Source organism: Pseudomonas segetis, from assembly GCF_900188155.1.
In the GTDB taxonomy this organism is placed as follows: Bacteria; Pseudomonadota; Gammaproteobacteria; order Pseudomonadales; family Pseudomonadaceae; genus Aquipseudomonas; species Aquipseudomonas segetis.
On the sequence record NZ_FZOG01000001.1, the window covers coordinates 907,037 to 926,854 of the forward strand.

Consider the following 19,818-nt stretch of genomic DNA (forward strand, 5'->3'; position numbering starts at 1 on the left):
TCATAACTCCGAATAGTTTTGCCACAGATAGGCCGCTGCATAGGCTCGCCAGGGTCGCCATGCCTGGGCATGGGCCTGCAACTGCCGGGCGCTGATACCTTGCTCTCCCCAGATTGGAGCCTTGAGCAGGCCCAGGTCGCTGGCAGGAAATGCATCGGGTTCGCCGAACGCACGCAAGGCAATATATTCCGCGGTCCACGGGCCAATGCCGGGCAGGGCGCAGAGCTTTTCGACCAAGGCGAGGTAACCCTGCTGCATACTCAGGTTCAATTCTCCGCTTGCTATCTGCCCAGCAAAATATTGCAGTGTCTGGACACGTTTGCCGGGCATGCCGATACCTTCAAGGTTCGCCTCTGCGATGGCGCGGGGCGATGGGAACAGTCGCTCAATGCCTTGTGGATTGCTACCGCTCAGGGGTTCGCCCAGGCGGCTGACCAATCGGCCGGTCACGGTGACGGCAGCCTTTACCGTAACCTGTTGGCCCACGATTGTGCGCACCGCTTGTTCAAACGGATCGAAGGCAATGGGCAGGCGCAGCCCAGGCATTCGCTCGACCAACTGAGCAACATGCGGGTCGCTGCTGAAGTGTCGGGCGATTGCCAGAGGGTCGGCATCCAGGTCAAACATGCGTCGAACGCGCAGGGTTAATTCGTCGGTGCAGCCAAGCGCCGATGGGCTAAAGCTGAGCTTGAGGGCATTTTGCTGCGTCAGCGGCTCGATCTTGAACCAGCCGCAGTGAGCGCCGAGTTGGAAACTGCGCGTATAGCTGTTATCGCTCAGGTGTTCGACCCCCGTGAGCTTGCGCAGAGCAAAATGTGCATGGAACTGTTGCCAGTTCCATGGCGGGTTGTAAGTCAGCAACACGGCTGAGTCGTTGATGGTTTGCATTACCTGACAATACCTTTGTGGGGTTGTTTTGTCAGGGGCTAAACGCAATCGAGGTTCGACCTGTCATAAGGCGCAACGTAGAATAGCGACCTTGATCTGTTTGACCGCTACCATGGCCGGTAATCGCGCAGGCTGAGGCCACTACCGCGATATCGGTTTTCGTTGATTTTTCTCGACATCCGCCGCAGTTACGGATGTCAGTCATGTTCTGAGTTTGCCAGGAGCACGCCCTTGTCCGATTATCAAGAAACCCTTTACCCAGGCTACGGCCAGCGCTTTGCAATGGATAAACTGCTGCACGAGGTTCGCACTGAACATCAGCATTTGGTGATCTTTGAAAATGCCCGCATGGGCCGGGTAATGGCACTTGATGGCGTGATTCAGACCACTGAAGCTGATGAGTTCATCTACCACGAAATGCTCACCCATGTTCCTATCCTCGCCCATGGCCTGGCCAAGCGGGTCTTGATCATCGGTGGAGGTGATGGCGGCATGCTGCGTGAAGTGTGCAAGCACGATACGGTCGAGCACATCACCATGGTTGAAATCGATGGCACCGTGGTCGATATGTGCAAGGAGTTCCTGCCCAATCACTCCAGCGGCGCCTATGACGACCCACGGTTAAACCTGGTCATTGATGATGGCATGCGCTTTGTTGCCACCACCGAAGAAAAATTCGACGTGATCATTTCCGACTCGACTGACCCCATAGGTCCGGGCGAAGTGCTGTTTTCTGAAAACTTCTACCAGGCCTGTCGCCGTTGCTTGAACGATGGCGGCATCCTGGTTACACAAAACGGCACGCCCTTTATGCAACTGTCGGAAGTGCAAACCACAGCAGGGCGCATGAATGGCTTGTTCAGCGACTGGCATTTCTACATGGCGGCGGTGCCGACCTATATCGGCGGCAGCATGACATTTGCCTGGGGCAGTACTGATCCTTCGTACCGAAAGGTTTCGCTGGAGACCTTGTGCGCGCGCTTCTCCGGTAGTGGCATTGTGACTCGCTATTACAATCCGGCGATTCACATCGGCGCGTTTGCCTTGCCGCAGTACGTGTTGCAGGCGATCAACAAGCCCAGCAATGACTGTATTGAGTAACTTCCAAGCAATACAAAGGGCCTGCCAAGGCCCTTTTTTGTGGGTCAATGCCAAGCAGAAACAAATTGTGCCAGCGCTGCGGTTAGAAATGCAGGGCAAAAAACGGAATTTTCACACTTGCAGCCAGTGGCTTGAATTATTCTCAGCACCGCCCAGAGGCGCTGCGCAGGACGTTCTAGCGCCTGTGGCAAGAGTCAGTGTTTAACCAGGTTGAATCTATTCACAGGTTTTGTGCCCCCGCTTGGGCTGGCGCACCTGTTACCGCGCAGCCTGCATGAAACCAAGGTGCTGACGTCAGTTATCAATGTTTGCTTAACGGATTTGGAACTACATGACTACCAAGGTTAACAAGACAGCCGGGGCACCTGCTGCGGAGGGCTTCACGCCGACGATTAGAAGTCACTTGGGCTTCACAGCTCTTTGTGCCGTGGCGCTATTGGTTATCTATGCGTTATTGCGCGTGGCGCTGTTGGTCTACAACCGCGAATTGATTGACGATGCGCCGGTTTCCAGTTTCATCGAAGCGTTTTACAACGGTTTGCGTTTCGATCTTCGCCTGGTTGTATATGCCTGTGCGCCATTGCTGTTGTCACTGCTCAGCGTTAAAGCCATGGCTGCCCGTGGATTTCATCGTGTCTGGTTGACCTTCTTCGCCAGTGTGACCTTGTTCCTGGGGATTACCGAACTGGATTTCTACCGGGAGTTTCACCAGCGCTTGAACAGCCTGGTTTTCCAGTACTTCCAGGAAGACACCAAGACCGTCATGAGCATGATCTGGAACGGCTTTCCAGTCGCGCGCTACTTGATCGCCTGGGCGGTTGCGACCTGGCTGCTGGCCAAGCTGTTCAAAGCATTGGACCTGCTCAGCCGGCCGAAAACACCGACCCGCAGCGATGCATCGGCTCCAGCCTGGTATCTTCGCGGTTCGGTATTTGTTGTCTGCTTGCTGATTGCAGTTGTCGCCGCTCGTGGCCACCTGCGCCAGGGCCCGCCATTGCGTTGGGGCGATGCCTATACCACTGAATCGATGTTCGCTAACCAACTTGGCCTCAATGGCACGCTGACCTTGACGTCTGCTGCAATGGCCAGCTTCTCTTCGCATCGCGACAACGCATGGAAATCAACCATGCCGGATGAGGAAGCGTTGGCAACAGTGCGCAAAATGCTACTGACCCCGCATGACAAGCTGGTCGATGCCGATACCGCGGCAATCCGCCGTGACTTCACCCCGCCAGTGGAGAACACCCTGCCAGTCAAAAACGTGGTGGTCATCCTTTTGGAAAGCTTTGCTGGCCACTTTGTCGGCGCGCTTGGTGCACCAGGCAACATCACGCCCTATTTTGACAAATTGGCAGAGGAGGGCGTGCTGTTCGATCGCTTCTTCTCCAATGGCACCCATACCCATCAGGGCATGTTTGCGACCATGGCCTGTTTCCCTAACCTGCCAAGTTTTGAATACCTGATGCGCACACCAGAAGGCGCGCACCAGTTTTCAGGGTTGCCACAGTTGCTCAGTGCCCGCGGCTATGACGATCTCTATGTCTACAACGGTAATTTCCAGTGGGACAATCAGTCGGGGTTCTTCAGCAATCAGGGCATGAAGAATTTTATCGGTCGTGAAGACTTTGTTGATCCTGTCTATATGGACCCGACCTGGGGCGTTTCGGACCAGGACATGTTTGACCGTGGTGCCGCTGAACTGGAGCAGAGATTTTCCGGTAAGGACAAGCCGTTCTATGCCTTGCTGCAAAGCCTGTCCAACCACACGCCTTATGCCTTGCCCGAAGACTTGCCGGTTGAGCCTGTCACCGGTCACGGTTCTGCCGACCAACACCTGACCGCCATGCGTTATTCCGATTGGGCATTGGGTCAGTTCTTCGAAAAGGCGAAGAAGTCCAAGTACTACAAGGACACCTTGTTTGTAGTCGTTGGCGACCATGGTTGGGGCAGTGACGTGCAACTGACCGAAATGGACCTGTTCCGCTTCAATGTTCCCTTGCTCCTGATTGCACCCGGCATCCAGGAGAAATTTGGCAAGGTCAATCACAATGTGGGCACGCAGGTTGATGTTGTGCCCACTATCATGGGCCGTCTCGGTGGCGAGGTGCGGCATCAATGCTGGGGGCGCGACCTGTTGAATTTGCCAGAAGGGGACCAGGGCATGGGTGTGATCAAGCCTTCGGGCGGTGAGCAGACCGTCGCAATAGTCACCCCTCAACGCATACTGATTCAGCCAAAGGGCTTTGAGCCTCGCCTCTATGAATACCAGTTGGGTGCCAAGCCGAGTGCGACCCGCCTGCATACTGATATAGACCCAATGCTGCAGAAGGATCTTGAAGCCTTTATCCAAACCGCAACCAAGAGTTTGCTTGATAACAGTGCCGGGGTAAAAGACAGCCTCAACCAGAAGTAAGCCACATGGGTTGAGCCGAAAGCCGCACACTGAATGTGCGGCTTTTTTTTGCCTGGCTGCCACTGGCCTTGGGTATTTTAGTGACCCGGCTGTAAGAATAGTTGTAGAGGTTTACTGCCTGTCAGTGCGGCATATCAGCCATTCGACAGGACATATTTTATTTGCGGGCACAATCCGCAGCCCGGTTATGCCATAAGTCCCGAGGTGGGAGATAAACCGCATTTCGCGAGACATGTCAGCATTCTGGGCTTCTAAAAATGAATAAAAAACCCGAAACATGTACGGACGTACGCGTATTAATAATCGGTAGCGGCTTCGCCGGTCTTGGGCTTGCCATACAGTTGCAAAAAGCAGGCATCGACAAGTTCTTGATCCTGGAGAAGGCCGATGACGTAGGTGGTACTTGGCGTGACAACAGCTATCCAGGCGCGGCCTGTGATGTGCCGTCGCACCTCTACTCGTACTCGTTCGAACCCAAGTTGGACTGGACCCGTAAATTTGCTCCGCAAGCCGAGATCCACAGCTATATTCGCCATTGCACAGACAAGTATCAGTTGCGGCGCAATATTCGTTTCAACAGTGAGGTCGCTGGCGCCGTTTATGAGGAACAAAACTCGGGGTGGCGAGTTAGCCTGGTCAGTGGCGAGCAGTTTTTTGCACAAGTACTGGTCAGTGCCTGCGGCCAGTTGAATCAACCTGCATACCCTTCGATACCAGGGCGTGACAGCTTTACAGGCGAGGTTTTTCACTCGGCTCGCTGGCGCCATGACATCGATTTGGCAGGCAAGCGCGTCGCGGTTGTAGGTACCGGGGCCTCAGCCATTCAGTTTGTGCCACAGATCCAGCCAAAAGTGGCTCGCCTGACACTGTTTCAGCGCTCCGCGGCCTATGTGATCAGCAAGCCTGATCGCGCCTACCGGCCTTGGGAGTTGGCGGTGATGGGGCGTTTTGGCTGGCTGCAGAAAGTGGATCGTTGTCTCAAATATATCCAGCATGAAGCACGTGCGCTGGCATTTGTATCATATCCGGCCCTGCTCAAGACCATGAGGTTTCGCTTTGAGCATGCGCTCGCCCGTAACATCAACAACCAGCAATTGCGCAAGCAGTTGGAGCCTGATTACCCCATGGGCTGCAAGCGCATTCTGATCAGCAACGATTACTACCCGGCGCTCGCCCAGGCCAATGTCGAGGTTGTCACCCAGGGGATCAAGGAAATCGCTGGCGATAAGGTTATTAGCGAAGACGGCGTGGCTTACCCCTGTGATGTGCTGATTTACGGCACAGGCTTCACTGCTACCGATTTCCTGGCACCGATGAAAATAACCGGGCGCGATGGTCTGGACCTGAATCAGGCGTGGGCAGAGGGCGCCGAAGCCTATAAAGGCATCAGTGTCAGTGGTTTTCCGAACCTGTTTCTGCTGTACGGACCCAATACCAACCTGGGGCATAACTCGATCATTTATATGCTCGAGAGCCAGTTTCGCTATGTGCTCGGCTGTATTGCAGCCCTGGACCGTTTCAACCTGACGGCGCTGGATGTGAAGCCGCTTGTGCAGCGTCGATTCAATAGCAAGGTGCAAAGCGCTATCCACCGTACGGTGTGGGATCAGGGGTGCACCAGCTGGTATCAGACTGCTTCTGGCAAGAACACCAATAACTGGCCGGGCTATACCTTCAGCTATCGATTTATTACACGGGCCCCGGACCTGCAGGATTATCACGTCACCCCTGAGCGCTTCACCCCACCAAGCGATGCCCAGCCTGTGTTGCGCTCGGTCTTGCGTGGCGTGTTGCGGCTGTTGTTTCGCAGCATCGTCAGGCCACCTGTACCTGTTGCACTGCAACGCGGGCTGGTGACAGCGCTGACGATGGTGCACCTGGTTGAAACCGACGGCAGTCGCACCAAAGGCCAGATCGCTGGGCGTTCATGTGAGTGGTACAAGCCAAGCCAGGAAAGTGACTGCATCATTCTATATTTGCACGGCGGTGCGTACCTCATCGGTGGCGCCCATACGCACCGGGCTATCTGTAAAACATTGATGAGCACCGCACAGGTTCAACTCTGCGCATTGAATTACCGGTTAGCGCCGGAGCATCCGTTTCCGGCTGCCCGTGATGATGCTGTGGCTGCGTACCAAGCGTTGCTCGAGCAGGGTTTTGCGCCCAGTAAAATCGTTATTGCGGGCGATTCAGCAGGCGCAAACCTGGCCCTGGTCACCGCTTTGCGTCTGCGCGATCTTGGGCTTGCGTTGCCCAGCGCCCTGGTTTGCTTGTCGCCTCTGACGGACTTCAGCCTTGCCCAGTTGCATGAGCCTGAAGGGGGCGACCCGATGCTCAGTCATGCATGGCTGGAGCAATCAAGACGTGATTTTCTGCCCAGCCAGATAGACCCGCAGGACCCGTCTGTCTCTCCAGCCTTTGCTGATTTAACTGGCTTGCCACCGATATTGATTCAGGTGGCGGAGCAAGAGCTGTTACTCAATGACAGCTTGCGTTTTGAGCAGCGCGCCAAGCAGGCTGGCTTGGATGTACGGCTAGAGTTTTACCCAGGCGTCTGGCATGTATTTCAAGCCCATGCTGGTTTACTCAAGGTATCCGACTACGCACTTGCGCAGGTTGTCAGTTTCATACGCGAAAAGGGGCTTTCATGAACAATAATATCCTGATCACAGGTGCCGCTTCGGGTATTGGCGCGGCTACTGCGCGGTTGTTCCATGCGCGCGGATGGCAGGTTGGCTTGCTGGATATCAATACCGAAGCGCTGGCCGATCTGGCTACCGAACTCGGTGGTTGCTGGTATCGCCAACTGGATGTTACCGATATTGCCGAGGTCAAGGCCTCACTGGCTGAGTTTTGCGCAAAAAATGATGGCCAGCTCCAATTGTTGTTCAACTGTGCAGGCATATTGCGATTTGGCTATTTCGAAGAAATCGAACATGCCGAGCATGTCCGCATCATGCAGATAAATGTATTGGGTGTTTGTAACATGACCCACGCCGCATTCCCTTACCTGAAGGCAGCACGCACTGGGCAAGTGATCAACATGGGGTCGGCATCCGGGCTTTATGGTGTGCCAGAAATGGCAACCTATTCGGCCTCGAAGTTTGCCATTCGTGGTTTTACCGAGGCATTGGAGCTGGAGTGGGCTCGTCATGGGATCAAGGTAGCAGACCTGATGCCTCCCTTTGTGAATACCCCAATGGTCAGCAGTCAGCAGCATGTGCCGGCAAGCTTGTTGCGCATGGGGGTTAACCTGCAGGCCAGCGAAATAGCCGATGCAGTTTGGCGGCAAGTCGATAGCCATGCTGTACATCAACCGATCAGCCTGCAATTTAAGTTGATGTACTGGGCAGGTCAGGTTTCGCCGGCATGGCTCACGCGTTTGAGTATGCGCTGGTTGAGCCGTCGATAGGGCGCCTGCATCATAGGCCCGAGCGTTCAGCAGCGTGCTCGGGCTGCAATGGAAATGTCACAAGCTATAAGCAAAGCATGCACAATTTTTTTTACGGCGCTATTCTGCATACAGACGCGTGCAGATAAAACATCATCAGTGGTGTGTAACGGAAGGAGGACCATTGCACTCAATAACGCAGCGTCTTCAGGTTTTGGTCTCATGCCAAGCCTATGACACATCAGTCAGGACCTAGTTTGCACTTTGTTGATACTCGGGCGACACGCTATTAGGTGTCGCGACACCGCTGAAGTCCAAGCGGTTGCAATGGAAGAGCAGCATCCAACCATCGCCTGAGGAGTTCGTATCATGAGCATAGTCATGCAAGATGATGTCAGCAGCAATGTCCTAAAGCGCATGAAAGAAGGTGGTTTTGATTTCGCGCGCTTTCATCCCATCGAGTTCTACGCCATTTTTCCCGACGAGGAACGGGCTCGCATGGCGGCTACAAATTTTCGTGGTGAATCGCTCAATGCCCAAGTCACACCCCGTGAAGATGGTGCCTGGCATTTACAGGTCAGCAAGGTAATGTTCGCGACCTACTACGGCATTGGTGATTTTGAGCAGGATCTGGGCTCCGTGGTTCACCCCTTGGGTGGGAAACTTGAGGGTTGGGGCGTAACCCAAGAGCGCAAGGACCTGTTGCCGGTCGGTTGACCCAGGCAATGCATGCCGGCCAACAGCTGTCGGCTGGCGTGCACCTCAAGCATCTTTTCGCGATACCTGTCGACCTCCGACGCGCTTATGCGCGAGACTGGCACAACGGAGGCCATATGACTGATATTCTGATTATTACCCACATCGACTACTGCACGCCGGGCCATCTGGCAAAGGTGCTCGATGACGCGCAACTGTCGTTCACCGAGTTGCGGGCAGACCTTAACCAGCTGGAAGGCTACGACCTGGACAGGCCCAAGGCCGTGGCCATCATGGGTGGGCCAATGAGCGTCAATGACCCATTGCCTTGGCTGCAGGTTGAAATCAACGCGCTGAAGCACTTTATCAGCCGTGATATTCCGCTGCTTGGCCACTGCCTGGGCGGCCAGTTGCTGGCTAAGGCTCTAGGTGCGCAAGTCAGCAAGATGGCTTATACCGAAAGTGGCTGGCAAGCCATGGACGTCGTTGCAGGTGCTGAGCAAAGCCCGTGGCTGGCACACCTTCCTGACGACTTTGATATTTTCCAGTGGCACGGCGATACCTTTGCTCTGCCTGAAGGAGCCCAGCCGCTATTGTCTAATCGCTGGTGCGCTAACCAGGCGTTTTCTTGGGGCGATAAGATCCTGGCATTGCAGGGGCATCCAGAAATGACCGCAGAACTGGTCCGCCAATGGTTGCATGACTGGTCGCATTTGCTCGATGCCAGCCAGCCCAGCCAGCAGTCGTGCGAAGTCATGCTGGACAAGCTTGATGACAAGGTTGGGGCATTGAACCAGGTTGCCGAGGGCTTCTATCGCCACTGGTTGAGCCAGGCGCCCGAACTTTACGCTCGGCTGAACGGTCTGAGTTAAAGAGCTGAAGCTGTCTATATTTAAATAAGTAGGGGAGATAAAGAATAAATTGAAGATGCTTCGCCTTGGCGCAGGACATGCCGGGGCACTTGATGCGTTGCACTATTTCGGTGCCTGATATTTTCGGTTGTTAAATAACTATCTGATTTACAACAAAAATATCATGTGGCTCGGGCTTTGCAACGTGATGGAACATATGGGTGACAAGGAGTTAGGCATGACCCACACCTTTTATGATGAGATGTACTTGGCCAATGGTGAGTGCCGTTCTCATTACCGGGAGTTTACCCGTTGGCTGGCAGATACCCCCAGTGATCTGCTGGCGCAGAGACGGCGCGAAGCAGATCTGCTGTTTCACCGCGCAGGTATTACCTTCACGCTCTATGGTGATGATCAGGGCACCGAGCGACTGATTCCATTCGACATTATTCCCCGTAGTATCCCAGCCAGCGAATGGCGCATTGTCGAGCGTGGGTGCATCCAGCGGGTGCAGGCGCTCAACCTGTTCCTGACCGATATTTATCACGACCAGCGCATTCTCAAGGCAGGCATCATTCCGCCCGAGCAAGTACTTGCCAACGAAGGTTACCAGTTGGCGATGCAAGGACTCGATCTGCACCGCAATATCTACTCGCATATCTCCGGCGTTGACCTTGTGCGCGACGGTGATGGCAGTTACTACGTGCTTGAAGACAACCTGCGTACGCCAAGTGGTGTGAGCTATATGCTCGAAGACCGCAAGATGATGATGCGACTGTTTCCTGAGTTGTTTGCAGCCCAGCGGGTCGCACCCATCAATCATTACCCGGACATGCTGCTTGATACGCTGAAGTCATCTAGTCCGATGGAAAATCCAACGGTGGTTGTGCTGACACCTGGACGATTCAACAGTGCCTACTTCGAACATGCGTTTCTGGCCCGCGAGATGGGGGTCGAGTTGGTCCAGGGAGCCGATTTGTTCGTGCGCGACGACAAGGTTTACATGCGCACCACTGCTGGCGCGAAACCCGTTGACGTGATTTATCGCCGCCTTGATGACGCTTTCCTTGACCCGCTGGCCTTCAACCCCGATTCCATGCTGGGCGTGCCGGGACTGCTGGCAAGCTATCGCTCGGGCAATGTGGTATTGGCCAATGCGGTGGGCACTGGGGTCGCGGACGATAAATCAATCTATCCGTACGTTGATGAAATGATCCGTTTCTACCTGGCAGAGGAGCCTATCCTTAAGAATGTGCCGACCTGGCAGTGCCGCAAGCCCAAGGACTTGTCACATGTGCTGGCCAACCTGCCTGACTTGGTCGTGAAGGAGACGCAAGGCTCGGGCGGCTACGGCATGCTGGTCGGGCCTGCCTCAACCAAGGCCCAGATCGAAGAGTTCCGCGCACGCTTGATTGCCCGGCCTGAGGCCTACATCGCCCAGCCAACCTTGTCCTTGTCGACCTGTCCGACCTTTGTTGAAAACGGCATCGCGCCGCGGCATATCGATTTGCGACCCTTTGTATTGTCAGGTCGGGAAACCCGTCTTGTACCCGGAGGATTAACCCGCGTGGCCCTGCGAGAGGGCTCGCTGGTGGTCAATTCCTCGCAAGGTGGCGGAACCAAAGACACATGGATAGTGGGGGACTAATTATGCTCAGTACCACAGCCTCCAACCTGTACTGGATGTCACGCTACCTGGAGCGCGCAGAGAATCTCGCGCGAATGCTCGAAGTCAGCTACTCGCTGTCTTTGATGCCGCAGGACGATCACGGCAATGGCCTTGATGAGCTGGCCATGCCGCTGATCATCACGGGTACGCTGGATGAGTATCTGGAACAGCACGGGGAAATGCATGCCGAGCGCATGCTCAATTTTTTCGGGCTCGACGCCAATAATCCAGCCAGTATCTATTGCTGCCTGCAAGCTGCCCGGACCAACGCCCATGCCGTGCGCGGCCGTATCACCGCTGATATGTGGGAAAACATCAACGCCAGCTGGCTAGAGGTCCGCGATATTGCCCAGCAGGGGATCGCTCGATACGGAATCAGCCATTTTTGCGAATGGGTCAAGGAACGCTCGCACCTGTTCCGTGGCGCCACGTTCGGCACCATCATGCGCGGCGAAGCCTACCGGTTTATCCGTTTGGGAACCTTTATCGAGCGTGCGGATAACACCCTGCGCCTGCTTGATGCGCGCTATGAGCTGCTGGGTGAAGACATCGACGAAATAGAAGGGCGTTCGGCACGTAGCTATTACCAGTGGACTGCCTTGTTGCGTGCACTGTCTTCATTCGAGGCATTTGCCGAGATTTATCGTGGGTCGCCTGGGGCACGCAAAGTATCCGAGCTGTTGCTACTGCGTACCGAGGTTCCACGCTCACTGCGTTCGTGCACAGAAGAGCTGTATTCGATGCTGACTAGCTTGCCAGGTGACAACGGTCGCCCGGCACAACGTCTGGCTGCAGAGCTTGAAGCGCGTTTGCGCTACACAACCATTGACGAAGTGTTGGACGAAGGCCTGCACACTTGGCTGAATGATTTGATTCTGCTGATTCGTGAACTGGGCCAAGCCATCCATAGCTCTTACCTGGAGGTCGCATGAGACTGTCCATTAGCCACGACACCACCTATCAATACGATGAACAAGTTCGCTCCAGCATCCAGTACCTGCGTATAACCCCGCAGCAGAGCGAGAGGCAGCAAGTCATCAACTGGGAGCTTAACTTGCCGCGCCCGGTACGTGCCCAGCGCGACCCCTATGGCAATATCCTGCATGTGCTGACGGTTGACGTCCCCCATGACAATATCGTCATTGGCGCCCACGGCCAGGTTGATATCGATGAAAACTGCGAGTTCGAGCATGAGTCGCAGTCGGCCCTGCCGTTTTTACGGGTGACACGCTTGACCGAGCCCAGCCAAGCCTTGCGCGAGTTTGCCAGCATTCAATGCAAGACTCGGCGTGACCGCACGGCAATGATTGATTTGATGCAGGCCCTGAACGCCCATATTCGCTATGAGAAAGGCGTCACCTCGACCGAGACCAGTGCCGCCGATGCGTTCGCCGCCGGTCGTGGTGTCTGCCAGGATCACACCCATGCATTCCTGGCATGTGCACGCAGTCTCGGTGTTCCTTCGCGTTATGTCTCAGGCTATTTGTACACCGATGACAGCGACCACCTCGCCAGTCACGCATGGGCTGAGGCATGGTTGGACGATGCCTGGTACAGCTTTGATATCACCAATAACCTGACCCTGCCCGAGCGTCACCTCAAGCTCGCGGTTGGCCTGGATTACCTCGATGCCTGCCCGGTACGTGGCATGCGCCGTGGCGGTGGTGGCGAGCAAATGCATGCCCATGTCGATGTTTCCTCTATGTTCATGGTGCAGGCCCAATAGCCGTTTTTTGCATAACGGCAATACACCTCTAAGGCCCAGCAAATGCTGGGCCCTGTCATTTTACGAAAGGATTTCTTATGACCTATTGTGTCGGCATAAGCTTGGAGCAAGGCTTGGTGTTTGTATCTGACTCGCGCACCAATGCAGGGGTAGATCACATTGCCACATTTCGTAAGCTGCATGTATTTGGTGTACCGGGCGAGCGAATTATTGTTTTGCAAACTGCTGGCAACCTGGCTACTTCGCAATCGGTGATCAGTCTGTTGCAGCAGCGCCTGAACGGTGAAGGCGTCAACCTAAACAACGTGCCAAGCCTGTACCAGGCGACCACCCTCGTAAGTGAAACCATGCGTGAAGTGATGGCTCGTGATGGCAATGGCGTGATGATGCAAGGCGTCGATCTGAGCTGTTCGTTTATTGTCGGCGGGCAGGTTAACGGTGAGGCAGCGGGGCTTTTTAATATCTATCCGCAAGGCAACTTCATTGCGGCGACCGAAGACACGCCTTATTTCCAGATTGGTGAAAGCAAATATGGCAAACCGGTTCTCGATCGCTCGCTGGATAACAGTTCAAGCCTGCAGCATGCCTTGCTTACGGCCCTGATTTCATTTGATTCCACGATTCGCAGCAATCTTTCTGTTGGCATGCCCTTGGATGTGCTGGTCTATAACGCCAACAGCCTGCAAGTGCCAAATGGTTTTCGCGTGACCCAGGACGACCCTTATTACCAAGGGATTCGCCAGCAGTGGGGCGAGGCCTTGCAACGGACCTTGCTTGAACTGCCGCCTGCACCTGGGCAATACCTGGGTTAACGGGATTTACTCGATCTTGCGGCTCGCCATATGGCTTAAATACGCCAGCAATTGGTTGAGCTCGGTGTTGCTAATGCTGGCTTCACCGAAGCCTGGCATCTTGCCCTGGGGCCAATGCCGCATACTTTGCGGGTCGCGGATATAGCGGCTGAGAAACCCAGGCTTGAAGTATTCGGTCGGGTTGTGCGGCAGGTTCAGGTCCGGGCCAAACTGGGAGTCACCAGCCTTGTTCAAGCGGTGGCAAGCCATGCAGTTTTTCTGGTACTGAGCCAAGCCAAGTCGTACATCTTCACTGGCATCATTCGCTGGCAAGAGGTTAGGGAACCGCTCGGCAACCGAAGGTAACAAGCGAAACTTGGCAACCTGATAAGGCCATTGTTCTGAACCTATATTGCTCGCCTCAGGATTTTCCCAAACCAGGTAGAAGGGGCCAGCGCTGTAGCCTTTGTTGCCCAGTATCGGCCATGGCCTTGACGGTTCTTCTATCGCCAACCAGGCTCTAGCCCCTTGCGTGCTGAGCAAGGGAGCGGCGGGTAATTCGGCGGCAAACCCATCGGCAGCGATTGCCTGGATATGCTCGCCAGGCTTTACCGACTTGAGCAGAACTGCCAGCGGCACTGCTTTGTAGTGCATCTTGCGTTTATAGCTTACGTCGCTGGCAATAGTGATGTCGCGTGTTTGCGGCAGTGCAAGCAGTTCGGCGGTCGACCAGGTTTGCCCTTGGTCGCCTAGCTCTAGGGTCAGCTCGGCAGCTTGGGTGGTTGCAATGTTCAAACAGAATGAGAGCAGCGCCGCACAGGGGAGAAAATAGCCTTTCAATCGCTCGCCTCAAGTACCGATTGCAGTTCCTCATAGCCGCCAGCATTGATGACATTGCTATAACCCAATTTGATCAGTTCGTCCTGGGCGATGCCCGAACGACGGCCGCTCTTGCAAAACAATACGATTGGCGCCGTTTTGTCGGGCTGCAATTGGCTGATCTTGCCAGCAATATCCTGGTATTCGACATGCTGGGCACCCTTCAAGGTACCGGTTGAGAACTCCTCATCGGTGCGCACATCAATTAACAGGGCATCCTCTGTCTGAATCGCATCTATAGCGGCGAGCTGATCGACATCGGCGGCGTGAATAGTGGCGCTTGAAAATAGGACGAGCAAAGCTATCAAGGTGCGCATGATCCTCTCCTTCGATCATTGCTGGTGAGTTAAACATACCAGCAAACCCGCTTTTGTTGTCGATGTTTTCCTGGGCGATACAACGGCTGGCTAAACCTGCGATACAGCCAGCAAGTCGCTATCAATTATAGTCAAGCTATAGGCAAGCTATAGAGGGTTACCTGATGATGTGAGTCAGGTTCGGGATGATCAGCACGACTGTAACGACAAATACAATCAGGCTGGCTTGGCGGATTTTGGGCTGATTACGCATGGCAATTGCCTTTTATTGTTGGAGTAGCAAGCGAACATCCGGGCACGCACGTCAACTCTTCAATTGAAGAAACTTCGCGCCTAATTTTTACAGGTACGGCAGCTCTTACGGGTGGTTAAGCAAAGTTGTTATTTGAATGTGGAAATCTAACTTTAGGCTCGGAGCATAAAAAATCTAGAAGACTTGGTTGTTAGCACTCAAGCTTTAGTAACTCATTGTTATGTTTCTTTCTTGTGGCTCTCAAGCAACCCTTGTGCCAGAGGCATCCATTGCTTTTTTATAACAAAATGCCATCACAGAACCGTTTGTCTGAGAGTTGACCGAGGTTGCGCTGGCAGGACTGTACGGTTGATCAGAGCGGTCAATGGCGCTGAGCACATTGGTCATTGAGGCTGGCGTTCCACGGCGTATGGTGCTCATTAGTAGATCAAGCATGTTGCCGACTGGCGCTGCGATCACCTTCCACAGGAGGTTTGAAGACGTTATGAGCGAAGCCTATATTTTTGATGCGGTACGCACGCCACGCGGCAAAGGCAAGAAGGACGGGGCGCTCTACAGCGTCAAGCCGGTCAACCTGATTGCAGGGTTGCTCAATGCCCTGCAAGCTCGCAACAACCTTGATACCAGTCATGTTGATGACATCGTGCTGGGTTGCGTCACGCCGGTCGGGGACCAAGGCGCGGACATTGCCAAGACAGCAGCCATGGTTGCCGACTGGGATGTCAGTGTCTCGGGTGTGCAGCTCAATCGTTTTTGCGCCTCGGGTCTTGAAGCGGTCAATATTGGAGCCATGAAGGTACGCTCGGGCTTCGAGGATCTGGTGGTGGTCGGTGGCGTTGAATCGATGTCGCGGATTCCAATGGGGTCCGATGGTGGCGCATGGGTGATGGACCCCGAAACCAATCTACATACCCACTTCACCCCGCAAGGGATTGGCGCAGACTTGATCGCTACGCTCGAAGGTTTCAGCCGTGCGGATGTCGATGCCTACGCCTTGCGTTCGCAACAGAAGGCGGCGCGGGCCAAGGCAGATGGTTCGTTCGCCAAGTCGTTGGTTCCTGTGGTTGATCAAAACGGCATAGTGCTGCTTGATCACGATGAGTTCGTTCGCGGCGACTCGACCCAGGAAGGCTTGGCCAAGCTGAAACCAAGCTTCGAAATGATGGGGCAGATGGGGTTCGACAGCACGGCACTTCGGGTCTACAGCCACGTCGAGCGTATCAACCACGTGCATACGCCGGGCAATAGCTCAGGCATCGTCGATGGCTCCGCATTGATGCTCATTGGCTCCGAGGCCAAGGGGCGCGAGCTTGGGCTCAAACCTCGTGCGCGTATAGTCGCCACTGCTGTAACGGGCACTGATCCAACCATCATGCTTACCGGCCCTGCGCCCGCAACGCGCAAGGCTCTGGCCAAGGCTGGCTTGAATATCGCCGATATTGACTTGTTCGAGGTCAATGAAGCTTTCGCCTCTGTGGTCATGAAGTTTATGAAAGACATGGGCGTCAGCGAAGACAAGGTCAATGTCAATGGCGGCTCGATCGCCATGGGCCATCCGCTGGGAGCAACCGGCTGTGCCATTCTCGGCACCTTGCTCGATGAGCTGGAAAAACGCGAGCTGCGCTACGGCCTTGCCACCCTGTGTGTCGGCGGCGGCATGGGTATTGCCACCATCATCGAACGAATTTAACGAGCGGTCAGCGTCACGGGCAGCGGTTGTGTCCTGCTGCGCTGAACCTCTGCCAAGTGTAGGGACAAACTAAAATGACAGATGCAATCCGCTACCACAAAGATCAGGACAATATAGTCGTCCTGACCATCGATATGCCGGGGCAAAGCGCCAATACCATGAATGCGGTCTACCGCGAAGCGATGGCGGCGACTGTTGATCGACTTGAAGCTGAGAAAGACAGTATCGCTGGAGTGATCATCACTTCAGCCAAGAAAACCTTTTTCGCCGGTGGCGACTTGAACGAGTTGATCAAGGTCACCAAGGCAGATGCCAGTAATTTCTATCACATGGTACTCGGCATCAAGGCGCAATTACGTCGCCTCGAACTGCTTGGCAAACCCGTAGTGGCTGCTATCAATGGTGCTGCATTGGGCGGGGGCTGGGAAATTTGCCTGGCTTGCCATCAGCGCATCGCTTTGGATAACAGCAGCGTGCAAATTGGTTTGCCTGAAGTCACCCTTGGCTTATTGCCAGGCGGTGGCGGTGTCGTACGAATGGTTCGCCTGCTGGGTCTTGAGAAGGCATTGCCGTATCTGGCTGAAGGCAAGAAAGCGCGGCCGGATGCAGCCTTGAAGGCTGGCTTGATTCATCAGCTGGCGACCGACAAAGACGACATGATGGCCAAGGCCCGGGCCTGGATTAACGCTAATCCAGATGCAAAACAGCCTTGGGACACCCCAGGCTACAAGATTCCGGGCGGAACTCCGGCTAGTCCAAATGTGGCGCAGATGCTGGCGATTGCACCCTCAGTATTACGCGACAAGACCAAAGGCTGTTTCCCTGCACCTGAGAAAATCATGTGCGCGGCAGTCGAGGGGGCACAGGTTGATTTCGACACGGCGCAACTGATTGAAACCCGTTACTTCACCGAGTTGACCACCGGCCAAGTCGCGAAAAACATGATTGGCACCTTTTGGTTCCAGCTCAATGAAATCAACGCTGGTGGTTCGCGGCCCAAAGGTTTCGCACCCAGTGTCACGCGAAGGGTCGGTGTGCTTGGTGCGGGCATGATGGGCGCAGGTATTGCCTATGTCTCAGCCGCGGCTGGCATTGAAGTGGTGCTCAAGGATGTATCGTTGCAGGCCGCCGAAAAGGGCAAGGCCTATTCAGCCACGCTGCTTGATAAGAAAGTTTCACGGGGCCACATGAGCGCTGAAAAGCGTGATGCATTTTTAGCCTTGATCAAGCCGAGCGACAACGAAGCTGATTTCGCAGGGTGCGACCTGATCATCGAAGCTGTTTTCGAAGACCGCGAGCTTAAGGCCAAGGTCACTGCGGCCGCCGAGCAACATGCACTCAGTGATGCGGTGATCGCTTCAAATACTTCAACCTTGCCGATTACAGGCCTGGCCAAGGCGGTGGCCAAGGCCGAAAAATTTATTGGCCTGCACTTTTTCAGCCCGGTCGACAAAATGCCGCTGGTGGAAATCATTCGCGGCGAGCACACCAGTGATGAAACCCTGGCCCGTGCCTTCGATTATGTCATGCAGATCAAAAAGACGCCGATCGTTGTCAATGACCGCCGTGGCTTCTTCACCTCGCGGGTGTTCGGTACCTTTACCAACGAAGGTATTGCCATGCTGGGCGAGGGCGTCAGTGCCGCGCTGATTGAAAATGAGGCTCGCAAAGCCGGGATGCCAGTGGGACCGTTGGCGATCAGTGACGAAGTCTCGATGAGCTTGATGAACCACGTGCGCCAGCAAAGCATCAAGGACCTCGCCGCAGAGGGCAAGCAACTGCCTGAGCACAAGGCTTTTGCGGTTATCGATATGATGCTCAACGAATACAAGCGCCCAGGCAAGGCAGCCGGTGGCGGTTTTTATGAGTACCCGCAAGGCGCCAAGAAACATCTGTGGCCTGAGTTGAAGGCACGGTTCGAGCAGGCATCTGCACAAATATCCCAGCAAGACGTGCGTGATCGCATCCTGTTTATCCAGGCAATCGAAACAGTGCGTTGCCTGGAAGAGGGCGTCTTGACCTCGGTTGCCGATGCCAACGTCGGTTCGATATTTGGCATAGGTTTCGCGGCCTGGACGGGCGGTACGCTGCAATTCATCAACCAATATGGCGTGCAGGATTTCGTGGCTCGCGCCGAATACCTGGCCCAGCAGTACGGCGAGCGCTTCAACCCGCCTGCCTTGTTGCTGGACAAGGCGGCCAAGGGCGAAGCCTTTTAACAAGGCTTGGTTCGATTCGGAAGCCGGCTGTCAGGGCCGGCTTTCTTGTGCATTTTGCCTAGGCGAAATCCACCGGCTCGAACCTGTTGGCAAAGGCAAGGGCAACTCGGCTTGGTGGTTTGCCGGTAATGGGTTTCAAGCCTTGGGCGACCTTCAGGTTGTGCGCAATTTGTGAATTGCACTCGATGGTGCGTGCCAGCGCCCCGGCCGAACCGTAGTTGAATCCCAGTAAAGACAGGCCATTGGTCATTATTGCCAGTGCCGCGATGATAAGCAGGTTACGATTTTTCAGTTTCATGATGCACTGGCCTTGAATGAGGTGTCATGGGTCCTTGGTTGGTAAGGGTGAGCCCTGTAAGTGCTGATTTTGAGCAACACTAAAGCGTCACCACTTGTCAGGGCTGGAAGTTGTCTGTGAATTTTGCGACGGGCCGTTAGCCCGGACTATCCGGTTTTCCCCGGGCTACAGCATTGGTTGAGAACAGCGGGAAACCTTGCTTAACAGCTGTACTGCTGGCAAAGCACTCGTTCAATCGCCTTGCGCTCACTGAGTTGGGTCGGCATGCGTAGCGTGGTCAACTTGCCATCAGCTAGCTGGATCGCCAGCTCGGACTCGTAGTGAATCCCGCGCTCATCAAGTGTGGCGTAAGTTACTGCGTAGACATTTTGCTGAGTGATGAATTCGACAGTCATGGCTCGTTTCCTGCGCTGCTGTGAGGCCGCGTCTGGTTTATTTGCTGGACGAAATAACCGGCTTCTGTGCCTGTTGCGCACTCTGGGTGCGTTGGTTGTCCGCGTTGGCGGGTGCAGCGAAGGCTGAGGCGGCGATCAAGCTGGCGATTGCGGCAAAGTTGTTCATGGCGAGTATCCTTTTATCCAATGTGGGCGGCTGCCCGATGGAGCGATAATCCTCCGCGCCGGGTATTAACAGAAG

Annotated in this window: 18 protein-coding genes; 12 read left to right on the forward strand and 6 right to left on the reverse strand. The window is 54.8% G+C overall.

The window, feature by feature from the left end; all coding sequences use genetic code 11:
* Positions 1-888: a DNA-3-methyladenine glycosylase family protein gene (locus CHB79_RS04190; RefSeq protein WP_089358977.1), complete on the reverse strand. Its 888-nt coding sequence runs from the start codon at positions 886-888 to the stop codon at positions 1-3.
* A gap of 231 nt (positions 889-1,119) precedes the next feature.
* On the opposite strand from CHB79_RS04190, the gene speE reads away from it, so the two are divergent.
* The 10 genes from speE (at position 1,120) to CHB79_RS04240 (ending at position 13,547) form a co-directional block, all read left to right on the forward strand.
* On the forward strand, positions 1,120-1,989 hold the full coding sequence (gene speE, locus CHB79_RS04195) for a polyamine aminopropyltransferase (protein ID WP_010483489.1): 870 nt from the start codon (positions 1,120-1,122) through the stop codon (positions 1,987-1,989).
* 331 nt (positions 1,990-2,320) lie between these two features.
* A complete protein-coding gene (locus CHB79_RS04200; RefSeq protein ID WP_089358978.1) occupies positions 2,321-4,402 on the forward strand; it encodes an LTA synthase family protein in 2,082 nt (693 codons plus the stop codon).
* Between the two features lie 257 nt (positions 4,403-4,659).
* The gene (locus CHB79_RS04205) at positions 4,660-7,053 is read left to right on the forward strand and encodes a flavin-containing monooxygenase (protein WP_176443124.1); all 2,394 of its coding nucleotides are present in this window, start codon (positions 4,660-4,662) and stop codon (positions 7,051-7,053) included.
* A complete protein-coding gene (locus tag CHB79_RS04210) occupies positions 7,050-7,814 on the forward strand; it encodes an SDR family oxidoreductase (RefSeq protein ID WP_010483498.1) in 765 nt (254 codons plus the stop codon). Before CHB79_RS04205 ends, CHB79_RS04210 begins: the two co-directional genes overlap by 4 nt.
* Before the next feature lie 348 nt (positions 7,815-8,162).
* Positions 8,163-8,510 carry a ribonuclease E inhibitor RraB gene (locus tag CHB79_RS04215; protein ID WP_010483500.1) on the forward strand — a complete coding sequence of 116 codons (348 nt, stop codon included), beginning with the start codon at positions 8,163-8,165 and terminating at the stop codon, positions 8,508-8,510.
* Between the two features lie 116 nt (positions 8,511-8,626).
* Positions 8,627-9,361: a type 1 glutamine amidotransferase gene (locus tag CHB79_RS04220; protein ID WP_089359200.1), complete on the forward strand. Its 735-nt coding sequence runs from the start codon at positions 8,627-8,629 to the stop codon at positions 9,359-9,361.
* 217 nt (positions 9,362-9,578) lie between these two features.
* Positions 9,579-10,988 carry a circularly permuted type 2 ATP-grasp protein gene (locus CHB79_RS04225; protein ID WP_089358979.1) on the forward strand — a complete coding sequence of 470 codons (1,410 nt, stop codon included), beginning with the start codon at positions 9,579-9,581 and terminating at the stop codon, positions 10,986-10,988.
* Positions 10,989-10,990: 2 nt separating this feature from the next.
* Entirely contained in the window at positions 10,991-11,941 is a 951-nt protein-coding gene (locus CHB79_RS04230; protein WP_089358980.1) for an alpha-E domain-containing protein, read from the forward strand.
* On the forward strand, positions 11,938-12,735 hold the full coding sequence (locus tag CHB79_RS04235) for a transglutaminase family protein (RefSeq protein WP_089358981.1): 798 nt from the start codon (positions 11,938-11,940) through the stop codon (positions 12,733-12,735). Before CHB79_RS04230 ends, CHB79_RS04235 begins: the two co-directional genes overlap by 4 nt.
* Before the next feature lie 77 nt (positions 12,736-12,812).
* Positions 12,813-13,547 carry a proteasome-type protease gene (locus CHB79_RS04240; protein ID WP_089358982.1) on the forward strand — a complete coding sequence of 245 codons (735 nt, stop codon included), beginning with the start codon at positions 12,813-12,815 and terminating at the stop codon, positions 13,545-13,547.
* 6 nt (positions 13,548-13,553) lie between these two features.
* On the opposite strand, the gene CHB79_RS04245 is transcribed toward CHB79_RS04240, so the two are convergent.
* A complete protein-coding gene (locus CHB79_RS04245; RefSeq protein WP_089358983.1) occupies positions 13,554-14,366 on the reverse strand; it encodes a c-type cytochrome in 813 nt (270 codons plus the stop codon).
* Positions 14,363-14,722 carry a rhodanese-like domain-containing protein gene (locus CHB79_RS04250; protein WP_089358984.1) on the reverse strand — a complete coding sequence of 120 codons (360 nt, stop codon included), beginning with the start codon at positions 14,720-14,722 and terminating at the stop codon, positions 14,363-14,365. Before CHB79_RS04250 ends, CHB79_RS04245 begins: the two co-directional genes overlap by 4 nt.
* Before the next feature lie 737 nt (positions 14,723-15,459).
* Here CHB79_RS04250 and CHB79_RS04255 point away from each other — a divergent pair.
* Together CHB79_RS04255 and CHB79_RS04260 are read left to right on the forward strand one after the other, a co-directional pair.
* The gene (locus CHB79_RS04255; RefSeq protein ID WP_089358985.1) at positions 15,460-16,665 is read left to right on the forward strand and encodes an acetyl-CoA C-acetyltransferase; all 1,206 of its coding nucleotides are present in this window, start codon (positions 15,460-15,462) and stop codon (positions 16,663-16,665) included.
* Between the two features lie 74 nt (positions 16,666-16,739).
* A complete protein-coding gene (locus CHB79_RS04260) occupies positions 16,740-18,884 on the forward strand; it encodes a 3-hydroxyacyl-CoA dehydrogenase NAD-binding domain-containing protein (protein ID WP_089358986.1) in 2,145 nt (714 codons plus the stop codon).
* 58 nt (positions 18,885-18,942) lie between these two features.
* Here CHB79_RS04260 and CHB79_RS04265 read toward each other — a convergent pair whose 3' ends face one another.
* The 3 genes from CHB79_RS04265 to CHB79_RS22285 form a co-directional block, all read right to left on the reverse strand.
* The gene (locus tag CHB79_RS04265) at positions 18,943-19,182 is read right to left on the reverse strand and encodes a hypothetical protein (RefSeq protein ID WP_010483520.1); all 240 of its coding nucleotides are present in this window, start codon (positions 19,180-19,182) and stop codon (positions 18,943-18,945) included.
* Between the two features lie 200 nt (positions 19,183-19,382).
* Entirely contained in the window at positions 19,383-19,577 is a 195-nt protein-coding gene (ptrC, locus tag CHB79_RS04270; RefSeq protein WP_010483522.1) for a type III secretion system co-regulatory protein PtrC, read from the reverse strand.
* Between the two features lie 37 nt (positions 19,578-19,614).
* On the reverse strand, positions 19,615-19,743 hold the full coding sequence (locus CHB79_RS22285) for a hypothetical protein (protein ID WP_274377954.1): 129 nt from the start codon (positions 19,741-19,743) through the stop codon (positions 19,615-19,617).
* Positions 19,744-19,818: the final 75 nt, after the last annotated feature.